Origin of the sequence: Rubritalea tangerina, assembly GCF_042683245.1 — a bacterium.
Taxonomy (GTDB): Bacteria; Verrucomicrobiota; Verrucomicrobiia; order Verrucomicrobiales; family Akkermansiaceae; genus Rubritalea; species Rubritalea tangerina.
Map to the genome: position 1 here is coordinate 104570 of NZ_JBHUJB010000061.1, position 17883 is coordinate 122452.

Here is a 17883-nt window from a genome sequence, read left to right on the forward strand (position 1 = left end):
ACCGCTAACAAAATAGGTCCTCAAGTAGAGTGTTTAGGACCTTGCGAAATGGGCTCGGTATAGGGAGAGCCTCTAGTTGCTGAATATCGTGCCACGCTTCATTTTTTTGAGGAGATGGCACTTGAGAGGCTTGGTATATGTAGAGGGTTACCTTGTGGTGGGTGATTGCGTATGTGGACTTGGAGAGAAGAGGGAGGTTTTCTAACAAGTGCAATGGTCTTTCAGGGAGTTTCCACATTCCGGACCTTCTAGCGGAGCTATCAGCTTGGTGTAGTAGGATTTCATTGGCATGGACAGCGAGGAGGCAATGTTCTTCAATCTGAACGGTCTTTTTTCTCTCTTTCTTTTTTGGAAGTTGCTCGGGGGTATTGGTAGTGCACCATTGTTGGATGGGGCACTTGGTACATTGTGGCGACTTGTTGGTACAAATTTGCTGCCCCAACTCCATCAAGGCTGAGTTGTATGCTCTGGGGTTTGATGGGGAGACGAGTTCCGAGGCCCAATGCCATAGCTGTTTGCTGCCTTTTGAACTATCAACTTTCTGGTGGTAATCAAAGATACGGGCGAAGATGCGGGCGACATTGGCATCAACCAGTGCTTGTGAGTCATTGTAGGCGAAGGAAGCGACAGCGCCAGCTGTGTACTGGCCAATGCCAGGGAGTTGAAGGATATCTGCGTGACTTGTCGGAAATGATCCACTGTGGATTTCGCAGATGGCTTGGGCGGCTTTTTGGAGGTTACGGACTCGGCGGTAGTAGCCTAAGCCTTCCCACGCGCTAAGGATTTCTTCTTCAGGAGCGATTGCGAGAGATTGGGGGGTGGGATATTTTGTGGTGAAATTGGTATAAAAGCCTTTATCGAGGACTGTTTTCACCTGCGTTTGTTGGAGCATAATCTCTGAGACAAGGATCAACCATGGATCAGAGGTTTGGCGCCAAGGGTAGTCTTTAGCTGTTTTTTGGAACCAAGTGATAAGTGCCTGTTGAAAGGCCTCGGGATGATCAGTTGCTAGCATTGCTTATGCGTAGGAAGTCGCGGTTATGGTCGTTGCGAGAGTGTGGCTTTCGTCTTGGCCAATAGAGTGTGTGTCGTCTAGTGCATTTGCGGCTTCGATGCAGACAAATTCATGGTATTCGTCGTCTAGTAGATCCGAAAGAGCTGTTGCTTTATCTATCCATGGGTTCCAGACGACAGTCGTGCGGCTACCTTTTTTGGCGACCTGAATGCTACGCTTGAGGACGGGGTCGTGGAGGGTGACAGGCTGAGTGGCATTGAGATAGATAGCGTCAGTCTCTGCAGCAAAGGTAATCTCTGAGTTTTGGGTTTCTCGCATTGAGGCGACTGTATCGAGATATTCGTGAGACTCGAGCCCTTGGATAGATGCTTGTGCAATGTCACCTACGGTGAGATAGGTGTGGAGGGCTCCACCTATTTCGATGGCGTTCTGGCCAAGGTTAGTAGTGGTGAGTTCAAGGGTCAATTCAGCTCCTACTGAAATTGTGAGTGTTAGTGCTACTTTTGACGGCAAAGCATCAATCGATTCGGTGTCGAGGGTGAGAGTGAGTTCGGTGCCAGTGTCTGATGATCGGGTAGATGTGAGTTGCCAGAATCGGTTACGAGCGAAGCCGTGGGCTGGTTGGCTGGCATCCTCTGGGTGAGCGCCGAACCATGGCCAGCATACGGGAACTCCACCGCGGATGGCTTTTCCTTCTCTGAAGACAGCTTCTTTGCTGGTAAAGATAACTGGTTCATGGCCCTTGGGTATGTAGTCAATCACTTGGGCGCCATGCAGAGCGATGGTGGCAGAGGCAAACTCGTTGCTCACTCGGATAGTGGGGTAGTCGGGAGCGAAGTCTTCGAACCACAATTCAAATGGTAGAGTGAGTGATTTATCGAGTGTTGGAGCCATGGCCATAGGCTTCATGTGATCGGATGTGAGTCAATAGCAATACACTTAGATTTTGTGAGATAATGAGCTGGTGGATTTGTTGATTCCAAGGTTGCTTGGAGCATTGGCTGTGAGATAGTCAGCGGCATGGATGTTGAGGCATTGATAGAAGCATGTGACATGGGCCTGATGGCACTGGGGGCGGAAAGGAGCCTGCTTTGTGAGGTCGAGGGGTATCCCATCTATGCGTATATGATTTTATCTGAGCAGAGTGAGCGCACTGTTTACTTGTCAGCAGGTATGCATGGTGACGAGCCAGCAGCGCCTCTGGCTTTGCTGGAATTGATAGAGAAGCGCGCGATTGAGTCCACTTGTTCATGGTTTATTTGTCCTGTGCTAAATCCGACGGGTTTAGCTGCGGGGACACGCGAGAATTATCAGGGAATAGATTTGAACCGTGACTATTTAAAGTGTGCCTCTCGAGAAGTCACGGCTCACAAAGCGTGGTTAGAAGGCAAGAAAATTGATTTTGCGATCTCTCTTCATGAAGACTGGGAGAGTACCGGATTTTATTTTTATGAAATTAATCAAGTTGAGGACAGGCCTCAGAGGTACCAGCGGATGGTAGAAGCTGTTTCTTCAGTCATGCCAATGGAGCCTTGTCGCGTTATTGATGGTCATGAGGTTAGAGAGGCTGGATGGATCTATCACGGGGCAGAACCAGATGAACCCAAGAATTGGCCAGAGGCCATCTATCTTGCGGCAGAGGGGTGTCCACTTTCTTTCACCTTTGAAACTCCAAGTTCGCTTGAGTTGCCTCTGCGGGTGGAAGCGCATCAACTCGCTGTGTGTGCTGCATTAAGGATCTGTCTTTGAGGTTGATTTATGAGCGATTTTTCTTACTTTTTTCTGAGAATTCCCCAATACTGTAGGCGTAAGATAGTCTAAATCGATTGAGATATGGGAGCGACAGCTGAAAAGGAATGGTTTTATTTGACCCTGGGGCACCGCAGAGGACCTGTAACGAAGGACGAGTTCTGCGACAAAATCGCGAAGCAAGAAGTTTTTATTGATTCCACTCAAGTCTGGAAGCAAGGCATGACCCAGTGGGTTAATCTTGCTGAGTCTAAGGCGTTCGCTGCGGATATTAAGAAGATACGTAGCGCGGCCTCGCAAGCTGATGCTCGGGTACGCGAGGAAACTGCAGTCAAAGATATGGACGAGGATATTTCCTGTAGAGGGGTATCGCGTGCATTATTTAACCTTTTCTTTTATGTGGGGTGGCTAGTGCCCATGATGATCGGGATTGTTGTACTAACAGAGTTGCAAGTACAACAATATCTGGATCCTGCAAGGTACAGGACGAGTGTGTTGCTTCAGTTGGTACCGAGTATATTGTTAATGATTGCGATGTGGCAGATGGCAGCAAGTCGCATGCAACACGCAGGGTATTCTAAAGCGCATGGCTTAGGTGTCTTTGTACCAATCTATAACTTGTGGGTATTCTTGGTCTGTTTATTTGCGCCAAGGAATTATAGTAGACGTAAGAAGTTAGGTGCGGCTGCATTTGTTTATTTATTTCTGATGTTGGGAGGCTTGGCAGCTAGTGCGCTTATCGTTGTGCCAAAAGTGGGGGCGACAAGTTTGAGTCCGTTGGCTCTAACTGAGGGGCTAACAGATTTCTATAAAGAGAAGACTAACTATACTGGTCGTTATAATACGAATGTTGCTGAGGCAGCCAGTTCAGAAGCGCGTCAGGAGCAAATGAAGAAGCAAAAAGAGCTTCAGAAACAAAATTCTCGAGGGTCCTTGAGACGGGATACTCAGTAGAGGTTACATCTCGCTGGGTTCTAGCAGTCTATTGTAACGCGTGATGGTACGTGCTTTTCCGGATTCTGGGTCTACGTCAATAATGGCTCCACAGAGGCGGACTGGGCCTTTGGCGACGGGAAAGCGAGTTGGTAGAGATGATTTAAATCGATAGACGATACTCTCAACATTTCTTCCTAGTATGGACGTCTCTGGGCCGCACATTCCAGCATCTGTGAGGTGGGCTGTACCATTAGGGAGAATTCTTTCGTCGGCGGTTTGTACGTGAGTATGCGTACCCACGACGGCTGAGACTTTACCATCGAGATGGTATCCCATGGCGATTTTTTCGCTAGTTGTTTCGGCATGGAAGTCGAGGAAAACCATCTTGATTCCTTGGTCATGGATGAGACTGACTTGTTCTTCCATAATGAGGAAGGGGTTTTCTAGGGCTTGTCCCATGAAGGTTCTACCTTGTGCGTTAAAAACGGCGATTTTGCCTTTGGGGGTATCTGTGATAAAGAGTCCTGCCCCAGGGACTCCGCTCGGGTAGTTGATGGGGCGTAGTATGCGGGGTTCTTTTTCAAGGTGGTCGGCGACTTCACGTTGGTCCCAGACGTGGTCACCAGTGGTGATGACGTCAGCACCAGCACGGAACAGGTCATTGGCTATGACAGGGGTGATGCCGCGTCCACCCGCAGAGTTTTCACCATTGAGAATGGTGAAATCGATGTCATGGTCAGACTGGATGGCTGGGAGGTATTTAATGACAGCTTTTCGGCCGGGTTCCCCGACGATATCTCCTAAAAAAAGAATGCGCATTGCGTAACTTGGTCTTCGTTTCACTCGTAGAGCACGTTATCATTGCACACGAGCCTGATAACGAAACCACAGCTCTGCGATACTTACCAGCCTGAAGATCCACTATGCCACGTAAAAATCTAGCTTTAGAAGTAGCACTCGTCGTTCTAGCATTGCTTGGCGCGTTCATCGTTCAAGCTGTCATATCCCAGACAAAGCCCCCTCGCATGCCAGAGCTAGGAGGGCAAGAGAAGGGGGGGGGGGAAGAGCAGACAGTTGTTGCGTCTGAGACGCTTGTTGTTGAGAACTCTGAAGACCAAAACCATGCTATTCCGGCTGCATTCTCTAAGCATCTTTCATCATTGGGGACGATTCCAGACTGGAGTGTGTTAGATAACTATCAGTACACGGTAACGAAGAGCGATTTTGTTAGATTGATGACCGATGTGTACTCAGTCGGCGACTATTGGAAAGAATGGTTTAAAGTAGAGGACGACCATGTGATGGTGAGAATGTCGGCTGAGGATGAGACGAAGGAATACAAGCTGTCATTCATGAATGAGGTGGTCGAAGCGAAGGCTAAACGCTATTGGCGCGCTAAGAAAGAGATAGAGATCCCAGAGGGGACTAAGCCATTGTTAGGAGTGAGGATTGCCATAGACCCAGGGCATATTGGTGGTGATTTTGCAAGTGTTGAGCAGCGACGCTTTGTGCTCAATGAAGCCACTCCACCCATACAGGAAGGGAATATGACATTGATAGTGGCTGAGCAATTAGTTGATCAGCTAGAGATGTTAGGTGCCCAAGTGACACTCGTACGTTCTAGTAATCAGCCGGTGAATCCATTCCGTCCCGAGGACTACTATGCGTATGCAAAGTCTAAGTTACAGGTTTTTAAATCGGCAGTGACGGAGGCATCGGTGAAGCGTGAAGCACAAAAGCTTTTTTATCGGAATGGAGAAATTCGCGAGCGTGCTCGTATTATTAATGAGCAGATTCGGCCGGATATTGTTCTTTGTTTGCATTTCAATGCAGATCCTCAGCCAGACCCTTTGAACCCCATTTTGATAGAGAATGAGCATTTTCATATGATTTTGAATGGCGCCTACACGAAATCTGAGATGGCGCATGATGATGAACGTTTCAAATGTCTCTTAAAGGTTGTTCAAGGGAATCATGAGGAGGAGGCTAAACTTGCTGCGGCAGCTGCTAAAAGTTTAGCGGAGGCGACTGGCTTAGCGGCCTATCAATACGCACCGAATTCGAGTCGCGCGGTCAATGTGGCGGGCAATCCTTATCTTTGGGGGAGGAATTTGATAGCGAATCGTCTCTTTGATTGTCCGGTTTTATACTACGAGCCGTATCTTATGAATGGTAAAGATTCATTTGAGAGGATGCAGGTAGGCGACTATGAAGGTTTACGTTTCATTAATGGTAAGTTGCGTTTTTCTATCTATAGAGAATATGTGCAAGCAGTGACTCGCGGACTCGTGGACTACTACAGTGCAGCCGAAAAAGCAGAAGTGCCAGCAGAGGCTGAGGATGACTCAGCACTGAGTTTAGAAGAAGAAAGTGATATGTTAGGTATAAAGTGATGGGGCATTTATTGATTGTGGGATACGGGTTTGTGGGGCAGGCAGTAGCAATGCTTTTTCGTGAAGCTGGGTGGGAGGTCAGTACCTTAGGCAGGAGTGAGGGGAATACTATTCGAGCAGACATCAGTGATTTTGACTCATTGTCTCAAGCGGTTGCTGACAGCGGTATCGTACCGAGCCATGTTCTTCATTGTGCGAGTGCGGGAGGGGGAGGTTTGGAGGCCTATAGTAAGGTTTACCAAGAGGGGGCAGAACATTTATGCCGTTTATTCCCCAGGGCTCATATATTATTCACGTCAAGTACATCAGTCTATCCGCAGATAGATGGGAGTCTGGTGGATGAATCTGCAGAGACCGAGAAGAGCCGTGAGACTGCGCTATGTTTGTTGGCGGCTGAGAAAGTGATTCTTTCGTCTAAGGGGACGGTCATGCGCCTAGCGGGAGTTTACGGGAATGGGCGTTCGTATTTATTGAGGAGATTTCTAGCTGGTGAGGCGCGGATGGAGGAGAGTGGCGAGAGGATTTTGAACCATACGCATCATCATGATGCAGCGACAGCAACGCTATTTCTTTGTTCTCTTGGAGATGAAATCAAGGGGGGGATTTATAATGTGTGTGATTCGGAGCCTCGGTCGCAGCGTGACACCTATCTGGGACTTACTGGAATTTTTGGAGGAGCTGTCCCTGCTAGCGCGCCACGCAACTTGCATAGTAAGCGTGGTTGGTCAAACAAGGCGGTTTCAAACAAGAAGCTGTGCGGGATGGGCTGGCACCCGACGTATCCGGATTTTCTCTTAGCGGCACGTGAGGTAGCCGAATCTCTGGAATGAATGGAGTTTGCTCTGGTGCCCGCGATTGTGCTGGTCTATCAGTCGGTATGGTTTCGGAAATATTTCATCAGGAAGATTGGAAGCAGGTTGAGGGGTTTGAGTTTGAAGACATTACTTACCATGAGGCTAATGTCGGGGGGACGGTACGGATTGCATTCAATCGTCCTGAGTGTCGTAACGCATTTCGGCCTCAGACTGTTGATGAGCTGCATACGGCACTGGAGCATGCTCGTGTGAACCCTTCCATTGGTGTGGTATTGCTCACAGGCAACGGGCCAAGTCCAAAAGATGGTGGCTGGGCGTTTTGTTCGGGTGGTGATCAACGGGTGAGAGGTAAAGATGGGTATAAATATGAGGGGACTGAAGATGCCACTGGTGCGAACATGGGACGGCTCCATATATTGGAGGTGCAAAGATTGATTCGTTTTATGCCGAAGGTGGTGATTGCGGTCGTTCCTGGGTATGCCGTTGGTGGGGGGCATTCTCTGCATGTTGTGTGCGATCTAACTCTGGCGTCTGAGGAACATGCGGTTTTTCAGCAAAAAGATGCTGATGTCGCGAGTTTTGATGCGGGGTATGGTTCGGCTTATTTGGCGAAGCAAGTGGGGCAAAAACGAGCAAGAGAGATTTTCTTTTTGGGCTTAAGGTATACGGCTCAGGACGCCTACGAGATGGGAATGGTCAACAAGGTGGTGCCCCACGCAGAACTTGAGAAGAAAGCCTTGGAATGGGCTTGTATCATCAATGATAAGTCACCTACGGCTCAAAAGATGTTGAAGTACGCATTCAACCTTACTGATGATGGGTTAGTTGGGCAGCAGGTTTTTGCTGGGGAGGCCACACGCCTTGCTTATGGTACGGAAGAAGCTGCTGAGGGCCGCAGTGCATTTGTGGAGAAGAGAAAGGCAGATTTTTCTAAATTCTCTCGGCAGTATTAGATTGGTTTTGAGTAAAGTGCATTGAGCCAGCAAATGGGTGAAAAAAATCTTTCGCTCACTGGGACGTCTGTTTAGCTTCGCAATTAGAGAATGCGGCGGATGAGTACGCATTGGAGATTTGATTCAGTGAAATAATGACAAGCATTGTAGTTTCTAGCCAAAAAGGAGGCGTCGGTAAGACTACCGTTTCTATCAACTTAGCCTATGCATTTGCGCGGGCAGGGTGGAATGTGCTTCTTGTGGACTCTGACCCCCAAGGATCTGTCGGCCTGTCATTGACTCGACAGTCCCGTAAGTTGTTAGGATTCTTCGACTATTTAGGGGATGAAGGCCGCAGTTTCGATTCATTGATTGTTCCGACTCGGATGGAGACCTTATCGATGGTTCCTGCAGGCCAGGGGGAGGGGTACGAGTTAGGTGGTGGTTACAGTGAGAGTGTAGCGAAGAGAGTGGATGCTTTTTTAGGAGAGGCTGAGATCAAGGGCTATGACATTTGTATCATGGATAGTGCTGCAGGACTTTTTGGGATCACTCGGGATGTGTTGGTTTGTGCCGATGCAGTTCTGGTTCCTCAACAAGCGGAACCTCTGGGGATTCGCTCCATCCCCAAAATGCTTCAGGGGCTTACTGAGTTGCGCAGTCAGAACGAGAAGCTTCAGATTTTAGGTGTGTTACTCACCATGGTGCAGCGTGATTTAGTCGAGAGCGCAGAAGCAGCAAATGGCATGAGGCAGTTATTGCCTAGTGCTATGGTGATGGAAGCTGAGGTCGCTAGAGACGACTTATTTCTCAAAGCGAGTGGCAAGGGGGTGCCAGTGGGAGTACTACAAGGGGCTACGTCTCTCTTAGATACCTTTAACTCATTGCGCATGGAGATAGAATCAAAGCTTGGACTCAGTCGGTAAGGTGGCTATTCTGAAAAATAAATTTTTGTAAGGTATGGATTCAATCAACCCATGGCTCGATGTCGAAGAGCTCAATAGACTGGCAAAGGCGCTGATGGAGCCGGTATCTGAGAGCTCGAAAAGGGAGGATAAAGTAGAGGCCTCATCAGTGGCGCGAAGTACTGCTGGGAAAGTGCTAGCGCAAGCGAGTGCCTTGGCCAAGAAGGCTGGAATCTTAGCGCAAACTAAGGAGGAAGTGAGGCATGCTTTACTTCCAGAGTTGGGTGAGTGGCTTTATAACAACGCGAAATGTCGGGGCCTTTGTGTGGTTGATAGAGATGGAGATGTTCTGCACGCTGCTATGCCGAACCCAGAGTGGACTCAGCTGGCCATTTCAGCAGCTACTGAGCGGAATCTGTCTGCAGCAGCACAGGTGCCCAATATCAGGATTCGTGTAACAGCTAATAGTTACATGCAGTTTATCAGGGTACAGACTGCACGTGGCCCTTTGCTTGTAGGTTTATTTACGCGTAATCTTTTGAAGGATAGCCAATTTGATGAGTTTTCCCGCCTAGTGGAAAAAATTAGTGGTGCGGAGCAAGTGGAGAAAAGATAGAGCAGCCGAACTTGTTCGACTGCTCTATGTGTAGTTTTCTTACATGTTAGGAACTAGGGGAGAGGAATCGCTTCAATGATGACTTCATCGATGTGCGCTTTCTCTTTTTTGTTATTAGCTGTAGTGGTGAAGCGAAGTTTGAAGTTGGGATTGTTATCAGCTCCGGCACCCAAGGTTGCGTCAATACTAAGCCACGTTGTTTCTTGAGTTGTTTCGATATTTGTCCAGGTTGATCCGTCAAACCATTCGACAATAAGGTTTTCCCCACTATCGTAAGCTTCAGTTTTACGGGCGTACTTCGCGTGAATATTGGAGTAGCCTGTGGTGTCTTGGCTTATCTCGATCCATGTTGCATTTTTCAGCTCGGCTCCCCCATTCCCATTGAGGGCTGAACCAGGTTGTGTAGCAGCATTTCCGTTTGCGCTAGTCCATCCGTTAGAGGCGAGGTCGCCACTTTCGAAGGAGTCGTTGAAAAGCACGATAGGATCAGGCTGGTTGCTATTGCCAGTCTCACCGTTGAATAATGCAGTGACCTCGTTAGCGCTGATCACTCGGTTCCAAATCATGGGGTTGTCGATTTTACCTGTGAACCAATTGGGCCAATTGGTACCTAAGGTGCCGTCAGTAGCAATCGCAGTGGCAAGACCTGAGTTAATATCACCGATTGAGGAGATGTCTCTGATAGCGACTTGGGCTCCATCATAATATAGCGTGGCGTTGCCGTCGCGGTCGTGTGTGACAACTAGCAAGTGCCAGTTACCGTCGTTGATTTCTCCAGCTGGGCCATCGTAGTCAACCCTGCTAGATCCATCTCCAATGTTCCATTGCCACCTGCCATTGGCGCCAGCAGCGATAATCCAGCCTTTGTTCACACCACTATTCCAATCTTTGTTAGATATAATGCTGGGGTCATCTGCTGAGCCTCCGGAGGCTCGATTATCACTAAAGCCACCCGAGTTGTTCACCCACACGGCGACTGAAAAGTCTGTATCAGAGCCAAAGTCCAGTGAACTAGGTGATCCTAGGTTTATGAATTGGTGGGGAGAGGCTGTGTCCTGGAATTCAAGAGCCTGACCGTTATTGTGGGTAACATATTGTGGACTTCCAGCGAGAGTGCCATCATTGCTGGCGGAGGATAAGTCAGTCGTGTCGCCATCTAAGGGTAAGAAGAGTTGGCGGTCGGATGCCAAGTCGACATTTGATTGTGTTAGGTCTCCAAGTGAGGCTCCCAGTTGAGACTCTTGGTAAATGAGCTGAATCTCTGAAGGGACAAGAGCTCTTCTCCAAATAGCTAGGTCATCGATATCCATGAGGGTGAAGTCGCTGTAGGTTCCTGTGCCATCTTGACCGATATTGGTTGAGAGCGCATTGATCAGGCTGCCAGTGACTGAACTAATATCTGTGTTTGAGACAAGTGTTCCGTTGACATAGAGGCTCATGAAAGAACCTCTCTCAAATACAGCAGAAACGTGATACCAGGTGTTGAAATCGAGATCGCTAGCAGGCGAATCAGCTCTATTAGAGCCATCACCGATTTGTAGACCAAAGTCATCCCCATTGTCTGCAGCTGCTTCTATTTGCCAGCCAATGTTATTTCCTGATGCCCAGTCTTTGTTGCTTATAATGACTGGGTCTGACTCTTGGTCGGCGCTGGTTCTGTACCAGAAGCTCAGAGAGAAGTGGTCATTGGGCCCAAAAGCCAGATCAGCTGGACTGCCCAAGCTTATCGAATCATCTACACCGTCTAGAGAGGCTGCAGTTCCGTGTATTCCACCGATGAATGTGGGGCTCCCAGTTCCTACATTTGCGTGATTGCCCTTACCAGATTGGTCAGTGAAGTTGCCGTCAAATGGATAGTATGCAATCAATGCGTCAGAAAGTTCACCAGTGTAAAGGACGAGTGAGGACTGCAGTACGGGAGCATCAGCGCTATCACTCCCGCCAATCGCGGTCAGTGAGTAGTTGACTGTGATTTCCTGAGGTGTTGGAGGGAGCGCCAATGTGTCTGTATAGTGTTGGTCAGAACTACTTAGTGTCGCGATGAGTGAGCCATCTCTTCGCAGCTCATAGGCTGTAATGTTAGAGGCTATTTGTGGTTTCCAGCTCAAGTTGACTTCATTAGTGGTCGAGTCGAAAGTGCTGCTCAGGTCGCTAGGGTAGATGGGGCCGTATCCGAATCCTTTGTCATCTTCCCATCCCCAGGCCGGGTCGATAGTGAGCCCGAGGTGGTCATAGACTGTTGCGGGGACAATCGTGTGTGCGTAGCCAGAGCCCAGTTCTGCGCTCACAGCGCCACTAGCTTTATTGACTATGAAGATTGTGCGTTCGTCTACGGTTTGACCACCATGTCCGAAGCCAATGCCACCATGGTCGGTGGTAATAATGATTTGCCAATCTTCATTAGCTGCATTGCTTCTATTTTGTAGAGTGTTCAATAGGGTGCCTATTTGAGTATCGACTCCTTCGATTGCGCTGATGTAGTTGGCTACTTGGGTGCTGTAGCCGTATGCGTGACCAGCGTGATCGACTTCATCAAAATGTACAAAGAGTACATCTGGATTTGAATTTGCTAATTGATTGACGGCTGCGGAAGTAAGCGCAACGTCATCTGATGTATTCAGCTTAAAGCTTGCAGCATTGTTTGAATCAGCCTCGATGAAGTCATTGATTTGATTCCACACAACAATGGAAACAAGGTTAGCGTTCGGGTTGGATTGATGGATGCGAGAGAAGAAGTGGGGGTAATTGGTGTAGTTTCTTCCATCGAAGGAGTTGCTAGTGACTCCATGTTTGTCGGCCCAAACTCCTGTTAGGATAGAGCTCCATCCTGGTCCGCTAAATGTTGGCTGTTGGGATGGAGTTCCTAAAACACCTCCGGAGATAGCGTTATAAGTGACGGCCGCACCGTTGATGATCGAATCGATGTTAGGTGTGTTAGCTGCGATTAAGGAATCAGGTCGAACTCCGTCAATTCCGATGACAAGGGTGTGCTTGTTGCCAAACTCACCTGCGACTAAACCGTAACAACTCGTGCTAAGGTAGATTGCTGCGACCCATTGTGTAGGGCGTAGTTTCTTGGTTTTCATTTTGTTGGTTTTTATGTGTTCTTCAAGGGGGGAGGGAGTTATAGCTGGGCATTTTTTGAAAAATCATGGCACTATTGATTTTTTGTGTGTCATAAATGACACTTTTAGTTAGGTCTGAGAGATGGAAGGGAAAGTGCATGTGCAGAATTCATACACGAGAGTGGGCTTTCGTTTGCCTGACTGGGCAACTCAGATGTACCCAGTGATTCAGGGGGTGTGGCAGTACGTGCGCGAGCGTGGATTACACTGGCGCATGATGGGAGATTTTGCTGCAGCTCAAGAGCTTGAGGTTATCAAGATTGATGAAGCATGGAGCGGTGAGGGGGTGATCGTTTTTCGGCCAACACCCGAAGAATTAGCTGCTTGGGAGGCAAAGGGGGTGAAGGTGGTCAATATTAGCTCAGAAGCGAGCCATTTAGATGTTCATTCATCGTTGCCCGATAACTTTCACATGGGTAAGCTAGCGGCGGAACATCTACTGAGTTTTGGTTTCGAGAACTTTTGTTATGTGGGAAGTCGCGAGAGAGTGTATTCGTGTGAGCGGCATGCTGGATTCAAGGCAACCTTGTTAGCAGCTGGGTTTGAAACTCAGGAAATCAATATCGGTGGGGAAGCGTTAAGCTCTTCTAACAGAGCAAAGCTTATTCAACTAGCGTTAAGGAGGCCCATTGAACGAATTCAGAAACCCGTGGCAGTGATGGCTCGCGATGATATCACCGCTTTGGCTATTGTTCGCTGTGCAAGCAGTTTAGGAATAAAGGTGCCTGAGGATTTAGCTGTAGTTGGGGTAGGTGATGCTTTGCTGCATTGCCAGATGGCTTGGCCACCACTAACAAGTGTGCGCTATCCAGCGAAGTCCGTGGGGTACCATGCTGCACGGGTTCTTCACCAACTATTAGAAGAGGGAGAGGCTGAGCAAAAGGTGCAGAGTCGTTCTAGTGGGATTGAGCTGAGAGAATCTAGCAAGGTGTTTCAGGTGTCAGACCCATTGATTGAGAGTGTGCTAGTATACATCCGCACGCATAGCTCAGGAGAGAATATACAAATCAGCCAGTTAGGTGATAAGTTTTCGGTATCATATAGTTTTTTGAGGAAGCGTTTTCGTGAAGTTGTAGGACACTCTATCAGGCATGAAATAAATGTGAGAAGGATAGAGTGCCTAAAAGCTGAATTACTCAATTCAGATCTTACTCTGCAAGAAGTAGCTTGGCAGATGAGGTTTTCCTCGGTTGAGCATATGGCGCGTTTTTTTTTGAGGCATGTTGGGCAAACACCAAAGCGCTATAGGATGTCACATGCCCAACCTATAGAGATAGCATAGGGCTATCAAGCACGGTGCTCGATGACAGTTTCAATTGGGTAGCGGACTTTTTGGAGAGATGCGTACTTATCGTTTTCGGAGCGATACCCCATGGGACAGGCAACGGTTGTATGGTAGCCGGTACCTTCTAACCCGAGGATTTTATCATACTCAGCAGGGTTGATGCCTTCCATGGGGCAGGCGTCGATTTTCAGTGCTGCAGCAGATGCCATGAGTTGGCCGAGGGCGATGTAGACTTGATCTTTTGCCCAAGTGAGGAGCTGTTGGTCATCCATTTTAGAAACGAAGCCACCCATCATATCTCGATAGAATTTAAGGCTTTCTTTATCTCCGCCTCTCAAGCTGTGGGTTCTATCAATGAAGGCGTCTAGGTCTACATCTCCAATTGGAGATTTTGCTGTGAGTACGACGAGGTGCGAGCAATCGACCACTTGTTTTTGATTCCATGAGTGGGGCAAAAGTTGCTCTTTCAGAGCTTGGTCAGTGACGATGACAAACTTCCATGGTTGGAGACCGAATGAAGAAGGGGTGAGAACTAGGCTTTCTTCGATAACTTGCCAGATGTCCTGCGGGATTTTTTTATCAGCTTGAAATTCTTTAGTCGCGTAGCGCCAGTTGAGAGAATTGATAAGGTCGTTAGGTTGCATATTTTAGAGTGCTGTAAATGGTAATTATTGAGCTTCGATACTGAAGGGGAGATTTAAGCTGGGCAGGGCATTGAGGGAAATGTTGAGTAGAGCCCCATATTCTTTCTTGATTCGGTTATCACGTTGGAAGAAGCCGAGACCAGCGGTCCAGCTTTGAAAATTTCTGTAGAATGAATATTCCTGACGTTCGAGAGTGTTATCATCGAGCTGCCATTGGTGGTAGGTGCCGAGGCTCCACTTTTGGTTTACCCTGAAGAACAAGCGACCATGCACGAGGTTGCTGTCGGCAATAATTGGGTGGTTATTGAGATAGCTATGGCCTAGCTCTAGTTCAATATTCTCGTGGGGCCAGAACAGTAAGCCAGTGGTGAGCTCTGTGAAACCTTCACTATTGATAGGGAATTGAGTATCGACGGATAAGCTCCCCCATGGAACTGGATTCCATCTCAAGTCGTTATAAAGGTTAGAGAAGTCTCGGTTAAATTCTGGGTCATTCAAAAAGGCGTCGATATAGCTATCGAGAGTGAGCCAAGTGTGGCTTTTGTTGTCGCGTTTTGTGAGCAATTGGTTGCGAGTGCCTAGGCGAACGATGCTCCAATTTTGATAGTCATCGATTGCAGAATAACGTGCGACGTCGAATGGGCGGGGCCGCTCAGTTGGTGTGAGGCGATCAATTTTAGTTCCGTCGTCTTCAAGCTCATTGGTAGCTAGCACTGAGATGTTAGCATAAGGGTGAATGACGTGGAGTAGTTCGTCGAGCCCCCAGCGGTCACTTTTTACAGAATCAAAACGCTTGGTAAACTTCATAGCAGCATCGAGACCTAAGTATCCGTGCGGGCTGCTATGCGTGTTATTGTTTTCACCTTGGTCCCAATAATAGGAATAACCGGCTCCAGCACGAGGTGTGACAGTGAAGCCATCAGTTACTTCAATTGGTCTGGATAGTTCTTGATAGGTGTGGAGCCTTCCAAAATTCTTTTTCTCTAGGATACGACTGAGTTCACTTTGGCGTTCAGGAGTGGTGTCAGTGAGTTCAGCCTCTGTTCTAATTCTGTATTCACTGAGGTCTCCAGTGTCCTCGCGATAGTAGCCGACGGAGCTAGAACCCTCATGCAATATGCTGGAGCCAAACACTGGGCGCTTGGCATGGTCGAGGTAGAGTTCAGGGAGTCTTTGATCGGCTTGATAGAAGTCGTTAAGTTGAATGCGTGTGAATGCACCGAGTTGCATGGTGTCACTACGTCTTTGGTAAGCTAGAATGTTATCAGGCTGAGGGTTGAGGGTATACTTACGTGGTTCAAAGTCTTCTAGGTAATATTGGTCGCTCAGGTAGGTGAAGTTAGCATCAACGATATGGTCGATGCCTGGAGTGTTTTGCCATTGGTAGCGGTCTTTATATTCGACCTTATAGCGGTCATTACTAATTGGGGTACGTGTGAGACCAGTACGTGATATGCTCGGATCTGAATCGTTAGCGTAGTAAAGCTGGAGCCACCCTAAGTTGGGATTGTGGTCAAGACGCGTGTCCGTAAAGTCGACACCCGCTGCCAGCCCCCTTTTGGCACGGATATCAAATTGCCATTCTGAGAGCAGCCATTGGTTTTCTTTTCTACCACTGTCTGGATTTTCGTCACCTCCGAGCATTATTCCGTAGCGGTTGAGCAAGAATGCACCCCAGTTGGAGCGGACACCAGGGGTGAAATGGTAGCCAAGTTGGGAGTCCATTGGCTGAGCAAGGTAGGGGAGCCAAAAAACTGGGGTTTCACCGGCGTAGAGTTTCAAGTTTCTGAAGATGACTTCCTCTTCGGGGTAAACTTCGATTTCTTTGGCTTTGATCCAGAAGTTTGGTTTTTCTCTATCGTGAGTGGTGAGGCCTGCGTTTTTACCGATGAAGACGCGTTTGCCATTTACGGTTTTGGAGCTGAAATTGTCTGAGTCTAGTAGAATCGGATCGAGGCTTGTACGCATACCGGAGGTGTCGAGCTCTTCGGTTCCGTAATTGTAAGTGGCTTTATCGCCACGGTGGAGGACAGCATTTTGATAGATGCTGACATCGCCGTTGAGCAGGACGAGCTTCTTTTTGGTATCAACTAAGGCCTGGTTAGCGAAGATTTGTAGACCGGTGTCTGTATAGACTTGGACTCCACCGAGATAGCGAACTAAGCCGGTTTCGCCATTGTACTCCGCACTGTTACTCGAGGTAATGCGGACATTTTCTGGCATTGTGGGGGTGAGTTGTAAGTCGAGACCTCCACTCTCAAGGTCTTGGGCATAACAAGTTGCACATGCCAAGGCTATTGCCATAGTGGAGGAGAGTCGCTTCATGCGCGTTATTTAGAGCGCTGATAGACATCTGAGTAAAGATGAAATCTATAATTAGACCATTGACCCAATGAATACGCATGTAATCTTTTAGGGGAGATGAAAAAGGTTGTTGGAATTATCGGTGCATCGGGCTTGGTCGGTTCGGCATTAGCAATGCACTATGAAAAGCAAGGGTGGGAGGTCATACGGTATTCTAGACAGCCCCGATCAATCGCTGGTCAAGAATGGCGTATGGTTGACGCTTCCTCTCTTGCAGGTCTTGATGTTGTCATTAATCTAGCAGGAGATAGGATAGACAAGCGATGGACAGAGGCCAATAAGCAAAGTTTCTATGAGAGTAGGGTTGAACAGACTAGAGCTCTTGGTCGGTATTTAGAAGAGCTGAGTGTCGAACAGCGGCCATCAGTTTGGATGAATGCGTCGGCAGTAGGGATATATGGTGATCGTGGCGACGAGTGGTTAGATGAAGATAGTGAGAGTGGCCGTGGATATTTAGCTGAGCTAGTTGAGGCCTGGGAGGCTGCGGTTTACGAGTCAGAATTGGAGGAGGTTCGTAGGGTAACTCCCAGGATTGGCGTCGTTTTAGGGGCTCGATCACCCGCATGGAATAAAATGGCACAGGTTTTTCGTGTCGGCTTAGGAGGAAGGCTTGGGGATGGAAGCCAATATTTTCCATGGATTCATATTCAGGACTTGGTGGAAGCTTGGTATTTCTTGAGTGTACAAAGTGAAGCGAGTGGCGTTTACAACATGGTGTCGCCTGAGCCGGTGAAGAATTGCGAGTTCACTCGAATGCTATCCGAGCGTATAAAGTTGCCGGCAATCTTTCCGGTGCCTCGCTGGGTATTGAGAGTTGCACTGGGGGAATTTTCGTCCGCCTTGTTGGCAAGCCTAAGAGTGAAACCTAGAAAACTTGAAGCGTTGAACTATTCATGGCGGTACGGGCAACTTCCATTAGCGTTAAAAGCTCTAATTTCCACGAAGTGAGGGGGCGAAATTGGTGCAGTTAGATTTAGAATTAGAAAAAAGATTTTGGGGGGATTTGTTGAGTTATCAGTGGTTTGTGTGGCGGTGTGGAAGAAAAGCGTAAAAAAGTATCGAAAAGAGCTTGCGCGGGATCGGGAAATATGTAGATTGCGCCCC

15 protein-coding genes are annotated in these 17883 nt (G+C 48.2%); 9 read left to right on the forward strand and 6 right to left on the reverse strand.

Annotated elements, in window-relative coordinates:
* Positions 1 to 4 precede the first annotated feature (4 nt).
* The gene (locus tag ACFSW8_RS14010; RefSeq protein WP_377088986.1) at positions 5 to 1015 is read right to left on the reverse strand and encodes an A/G-specific adenine glycosylase; all 1011 of its coding nucleotides are present in this window, start codon (positions 1013 to 1015) and stop codon (positions 5 to 7) included.
* Positions 1016 to 1018: 3 nt separating this feature from the next.
* Positions 1019 to 1909 (reverse strand): D-hexose-6-phosphate mutarotase, encoded by an 891-nt coding sequence (locus tag ACFSW8_RS14015; RefSeq protein WP_377178543.1) that lies wholly within the window; start codon positions 1907 to 1909, stop codon positions 1019 to 1021.
* Positions 1910 to 2035: 126 nt separating this feature from the next.
* Between ACFSW8_RS14015 and ACFSW8_RS14020 the strand changes: the two genes are divergently transcribed.
* Positions 2036 to 2764, forward strand: a complete 729-nt coding sequence (locus tag ACFSW8_RS14020) for a M14 family metallopeptidase (RefSeq protein ID WP_377088988.1) — start codon at positions 2036 to 2038, stop codon at positions 2762 to 2764.
* Positions 2765 to 2848: 84 nt separating this feature from the next.
* The gene (locus ACFSW8_RS14025; RefSeq protein ID WP_377178545.1) at positions 2849 to 3718 is read left to right on the forward strand and encodes a DUF4339 domain-containing protein; all 870 of its coding nucleotides are present in this window, start codon (positions 2849 to 2851) and stop codon (positions 3716 to 3718) included.
* Positions 3719 to 3721: 3 nt separating this feature from the next.
* Here the strand turns inward: ACFSW8_RS14025 and ACFSW8_RS14030 are convergent, their stop codons facing one another.
* Positions 3722 to 4519 carry a TIGR00282 family metallophosphoesterase gene (locus ACFSW8_RS14030; RefSeq protein ID WP_377091451.1) on the reverse strand — a complete coding sequence of 266 codons (798 nt, stop codon included), beginning with the start codon at positions 4517 to 4519 and terminating at the stop codon, positions 3722 to 3724.
* A gap of 104 nt (positions 4520 to 4623) precedes the next feature.
* Between ACFSW8_RS14030 and ACFSW8_RS14035 the strand changes: the two genes are divergently transcribed.
* From ACFSW8_RS14035 to ACFSW8_RS14055, 5 genes are all read left to right on the forward strand, one after another.
* On the forward strand, positions 4624 to 6093 hold the full coding sequence (locus ACFSW8_RS14035; protein WP_377088991.1) for an N-acetylmuramoyl-L-alanine amidase: 1470 nt from the start codon (positions 4624 to 4626) through the stop codon (positions 6091 to 6093).
* Positions 6093 to 6923 carry an NAD-dependent epimerase/dehydratase family protein gene (locus tag ACFSW8_RS14040; protein WP_377088993.1) on the forward strand — a complete coding sequence of 277 codons (831 nt, stop codon included), beginning with the start codon at positions 6093 to 6095 and terminating at the stop codon, positions 6921 to 6923. The genes ACFSW8_RS14035 and ACFSW8_RS14040 overlap by 1 nt, the downstream gene beginning before the upstream one ends.
* A gap of 47 nt (positions 6924 to 6970) precedes the next feature.
* A complete protein-coding gene (locus ACFSW8_RS14045) occupies positions 6971 to 7861 on the forward strand; it encodes a 1,4-dihydroxy-2-naphthoyl-CoA synthase (protein WP_377091452.1) in 891 nt (296 codons plus the stop codon).
* A 134-nt stretch (positions 7862 to 7995) separates the two neighbouring features.
* A complete protein-coding gene (locus ACFSW8_RS14050) occupies positions 7996 to 8766 on the forward strand; it encodes a ParA family protein (protein WP_377088994.1) in 771 nt (256 codons plus the stop codon).
* 34 nt (positions 8767 to 8800) lie between these two features.
* The gene (locus ACFSW8_RS14055; protein ID WP_377088995.1) at positions 8801 to 9361 is read left to right on the forward strand and encodes a hypothetical protein; all 561 of its coding nucleotides are present in this window, start codon (positions 8801 to 8803) and stop codon (positions 9359 to 9361) included.
* Positions 9362 to 9414: 53 nt separating this feature from the next.
* On the opposite strand, the gene ACFSW8_RS14060 is transcribed toward ACFSW8_RS14055, so the two are convergent.
* On the reverse strand, positions 9415 to 12447 hold the full coding sequence (locus ACFSW8_RS14060) for a LamG-like jellyroll fold domain-containing protein (protein ID WP_377088996.1): 3033 nt from the start codon (positions 12445 to 12447) through the stop codon (positions 9415 to 9417).
* Between the two features lie 121 nt (positions 12448 to 12568).
* Here ACFSW8_RS14060 and ACFSW8_RS14065 point away from each other — a divergent pair, with 121 nt between their 5' ends.
* Positions 12569 to 13768, forward strand: coding sequence for an AraC family transcriptional regulator (locus ACFSW8_RS14065; protein WP_377088997.1), 1200 nt, complete (start codon positions 12569 to 12571; stop codon positions 13766 to 13768).
* Between the two features lie 5 nt (positions 13769 to 13773).
* Here ACFSW8_RS14065 and ACFSW8_RS14070 read toward each other — a convergent pair whose 3' ends face one another.
* Complete coding sequence (locus tag ACFSW8_RS14070) at positions 13774 to 14415, reverse strand: NAD(P)H-dependent oxidoreductase (RefSeq protein WP_377088998.1); 642 nt, start codon at positions 14413 to 14415, stop codon at positions 13774 to 13776.
* Between the two features lie 24 nt (positions 14416 to 14439).
* Positions 14440 to 16740, reverse strand: a complete 2301-nt coding sequence (locus tag ACFSW8_RS14075) for an LPS-assembly protein LptD (RefSeq protein WP_377178547.1) — start codon at positions 16738 to 16740, stop codon at positions 14440 to 14442.
* 96 nt (positions 16741 to 16836) lie between these two features.
* Between ACFSW8_RS14075 and ACFSW8_RS14080 the strand changes: the two genes are divergently transcribed.
* Entirely contained in the window at positions 16837 to 17727 is an 891-nt protein-coding gene (locus tag ACFSW8_RS14080; RefSeq protein ID WP_377089001.1) for a TIGR01777 family oxidoreductase, read from the forward strand.
* Positions 17728 to 17883 lie beyond the last annotated feature (156 nt).

Excerpts from the sequence above, each read along its gene's own strand:
- ACFSW8_RS14010 (WP_377088986.1), bottom strand. The coding sequence starts at position 1,015 with ATGCTAGCAACTGATCATCCCGAGGCCTTTCAACAGGCACTTATCACT.
- ACFSW8_RS14015 (WP_377178543.1), bottom strand. The coding sequence starts at position 1,909 with ATGGCTCCAACACTCGATAAATCACTCACTCTACCATTTGAATTGTGG.
- ACFSW8_RS14020 (WP_377088988.1), top strand. The coding sequence starts at position 2,036 with ATGGATGTTGAGGCATTGATAGAAGCATGTGACATGGGCCTGATGGCA.
- ACFSW8_RS14025 (WP_377178545.1), top strand. The coding sequence starts at position 2,849 with ATGGGAGCGACAGCTGAAAAGGAATGGTTTTATTTGACCCTGGGGCAC.
- ACFSW8_RS14030 (WP_377091451.1), bottom strand. The coding sequence starts at position 4,519 with ATGCGCATTCTTTTTTTAGGAGATATCGTCGGGGAACCCGGCCGAAAA.
- ACFSW8_RS14035 (WP_377088991.1), top strand. The coding sequence starts at position 4,624 with ATGCCACGTAAAAATCTAGCTTTAGAAGTAGCACTCGTCGTTCTAGCA.
- ACFSW8_RS14040 (WP_377088993.1), top strand. The coding sequence starts at position 6,093 with ATGGGGCATTTATTGATTGTGGGATACGGGTTTGTGGGGCAGGCAGTA.
- ACFSW8_RS14045 (WP_377091452.1), top strand. The coding sequence starts at position 6,971 with ATGGTTTCGGAAATATTTCATCAGGAAGATTGGAAGCAGGTTGAGGGG.
- ACFSW8_RS14050 (WP_377088994.1), top strand. The coding sequence starts at position 7,996 with ATGACAAGCATTGTAGTTTCTAGCCAAAAAGGAGGCGTCGGTAAGACT.
- ACFSW8_RS14055 (WP_377088995.1), top strand. The coding sequence starts at position 8,801 with ATGGATTCAATCAACCCATGGCTCGATGTCGAAGAGCTCAATAGACTG.
- ACFSW8_RS14060 (WP_377088996.1), bottom strand. The coding sequence starts at position 12,447 with ATGAAAACCAAGAAACTACGCCCTACACAATGGGTCGCAGCAATCTAC.
- ACFSW8_RS14065 (WP_377088997.1), top strand. The coding sequence starts at position 12,569 with ATGGAAGGGAAAGTGCATGTGCAGAATTCATACACGAGAGTGGGCTTT.
- ACFSW8_RS14070 (WP_377088998.1), bottom strand. The coding sequence starts at position 14,415 with ATGCAACCTAACGACCTTATCAATTCTCTCAACTGGCGCTACGCGACT.
- ACFSW8_RS14075 (WP_377178547.1), bottom strand. The coding sequence starts at position 16,740 with ATGAAGCGACTCTCCTCCACTATGGCAATAGCCTTGGCATGTGCAACT.
- ACFSW8_RS14080 (WP_377089001.1), top strand. The coding sequence starts at position 16,837 with ATGAAAAAGGTTGTTGGAATTATCGGTGCATCGGGCTTGGTCGGTTCG.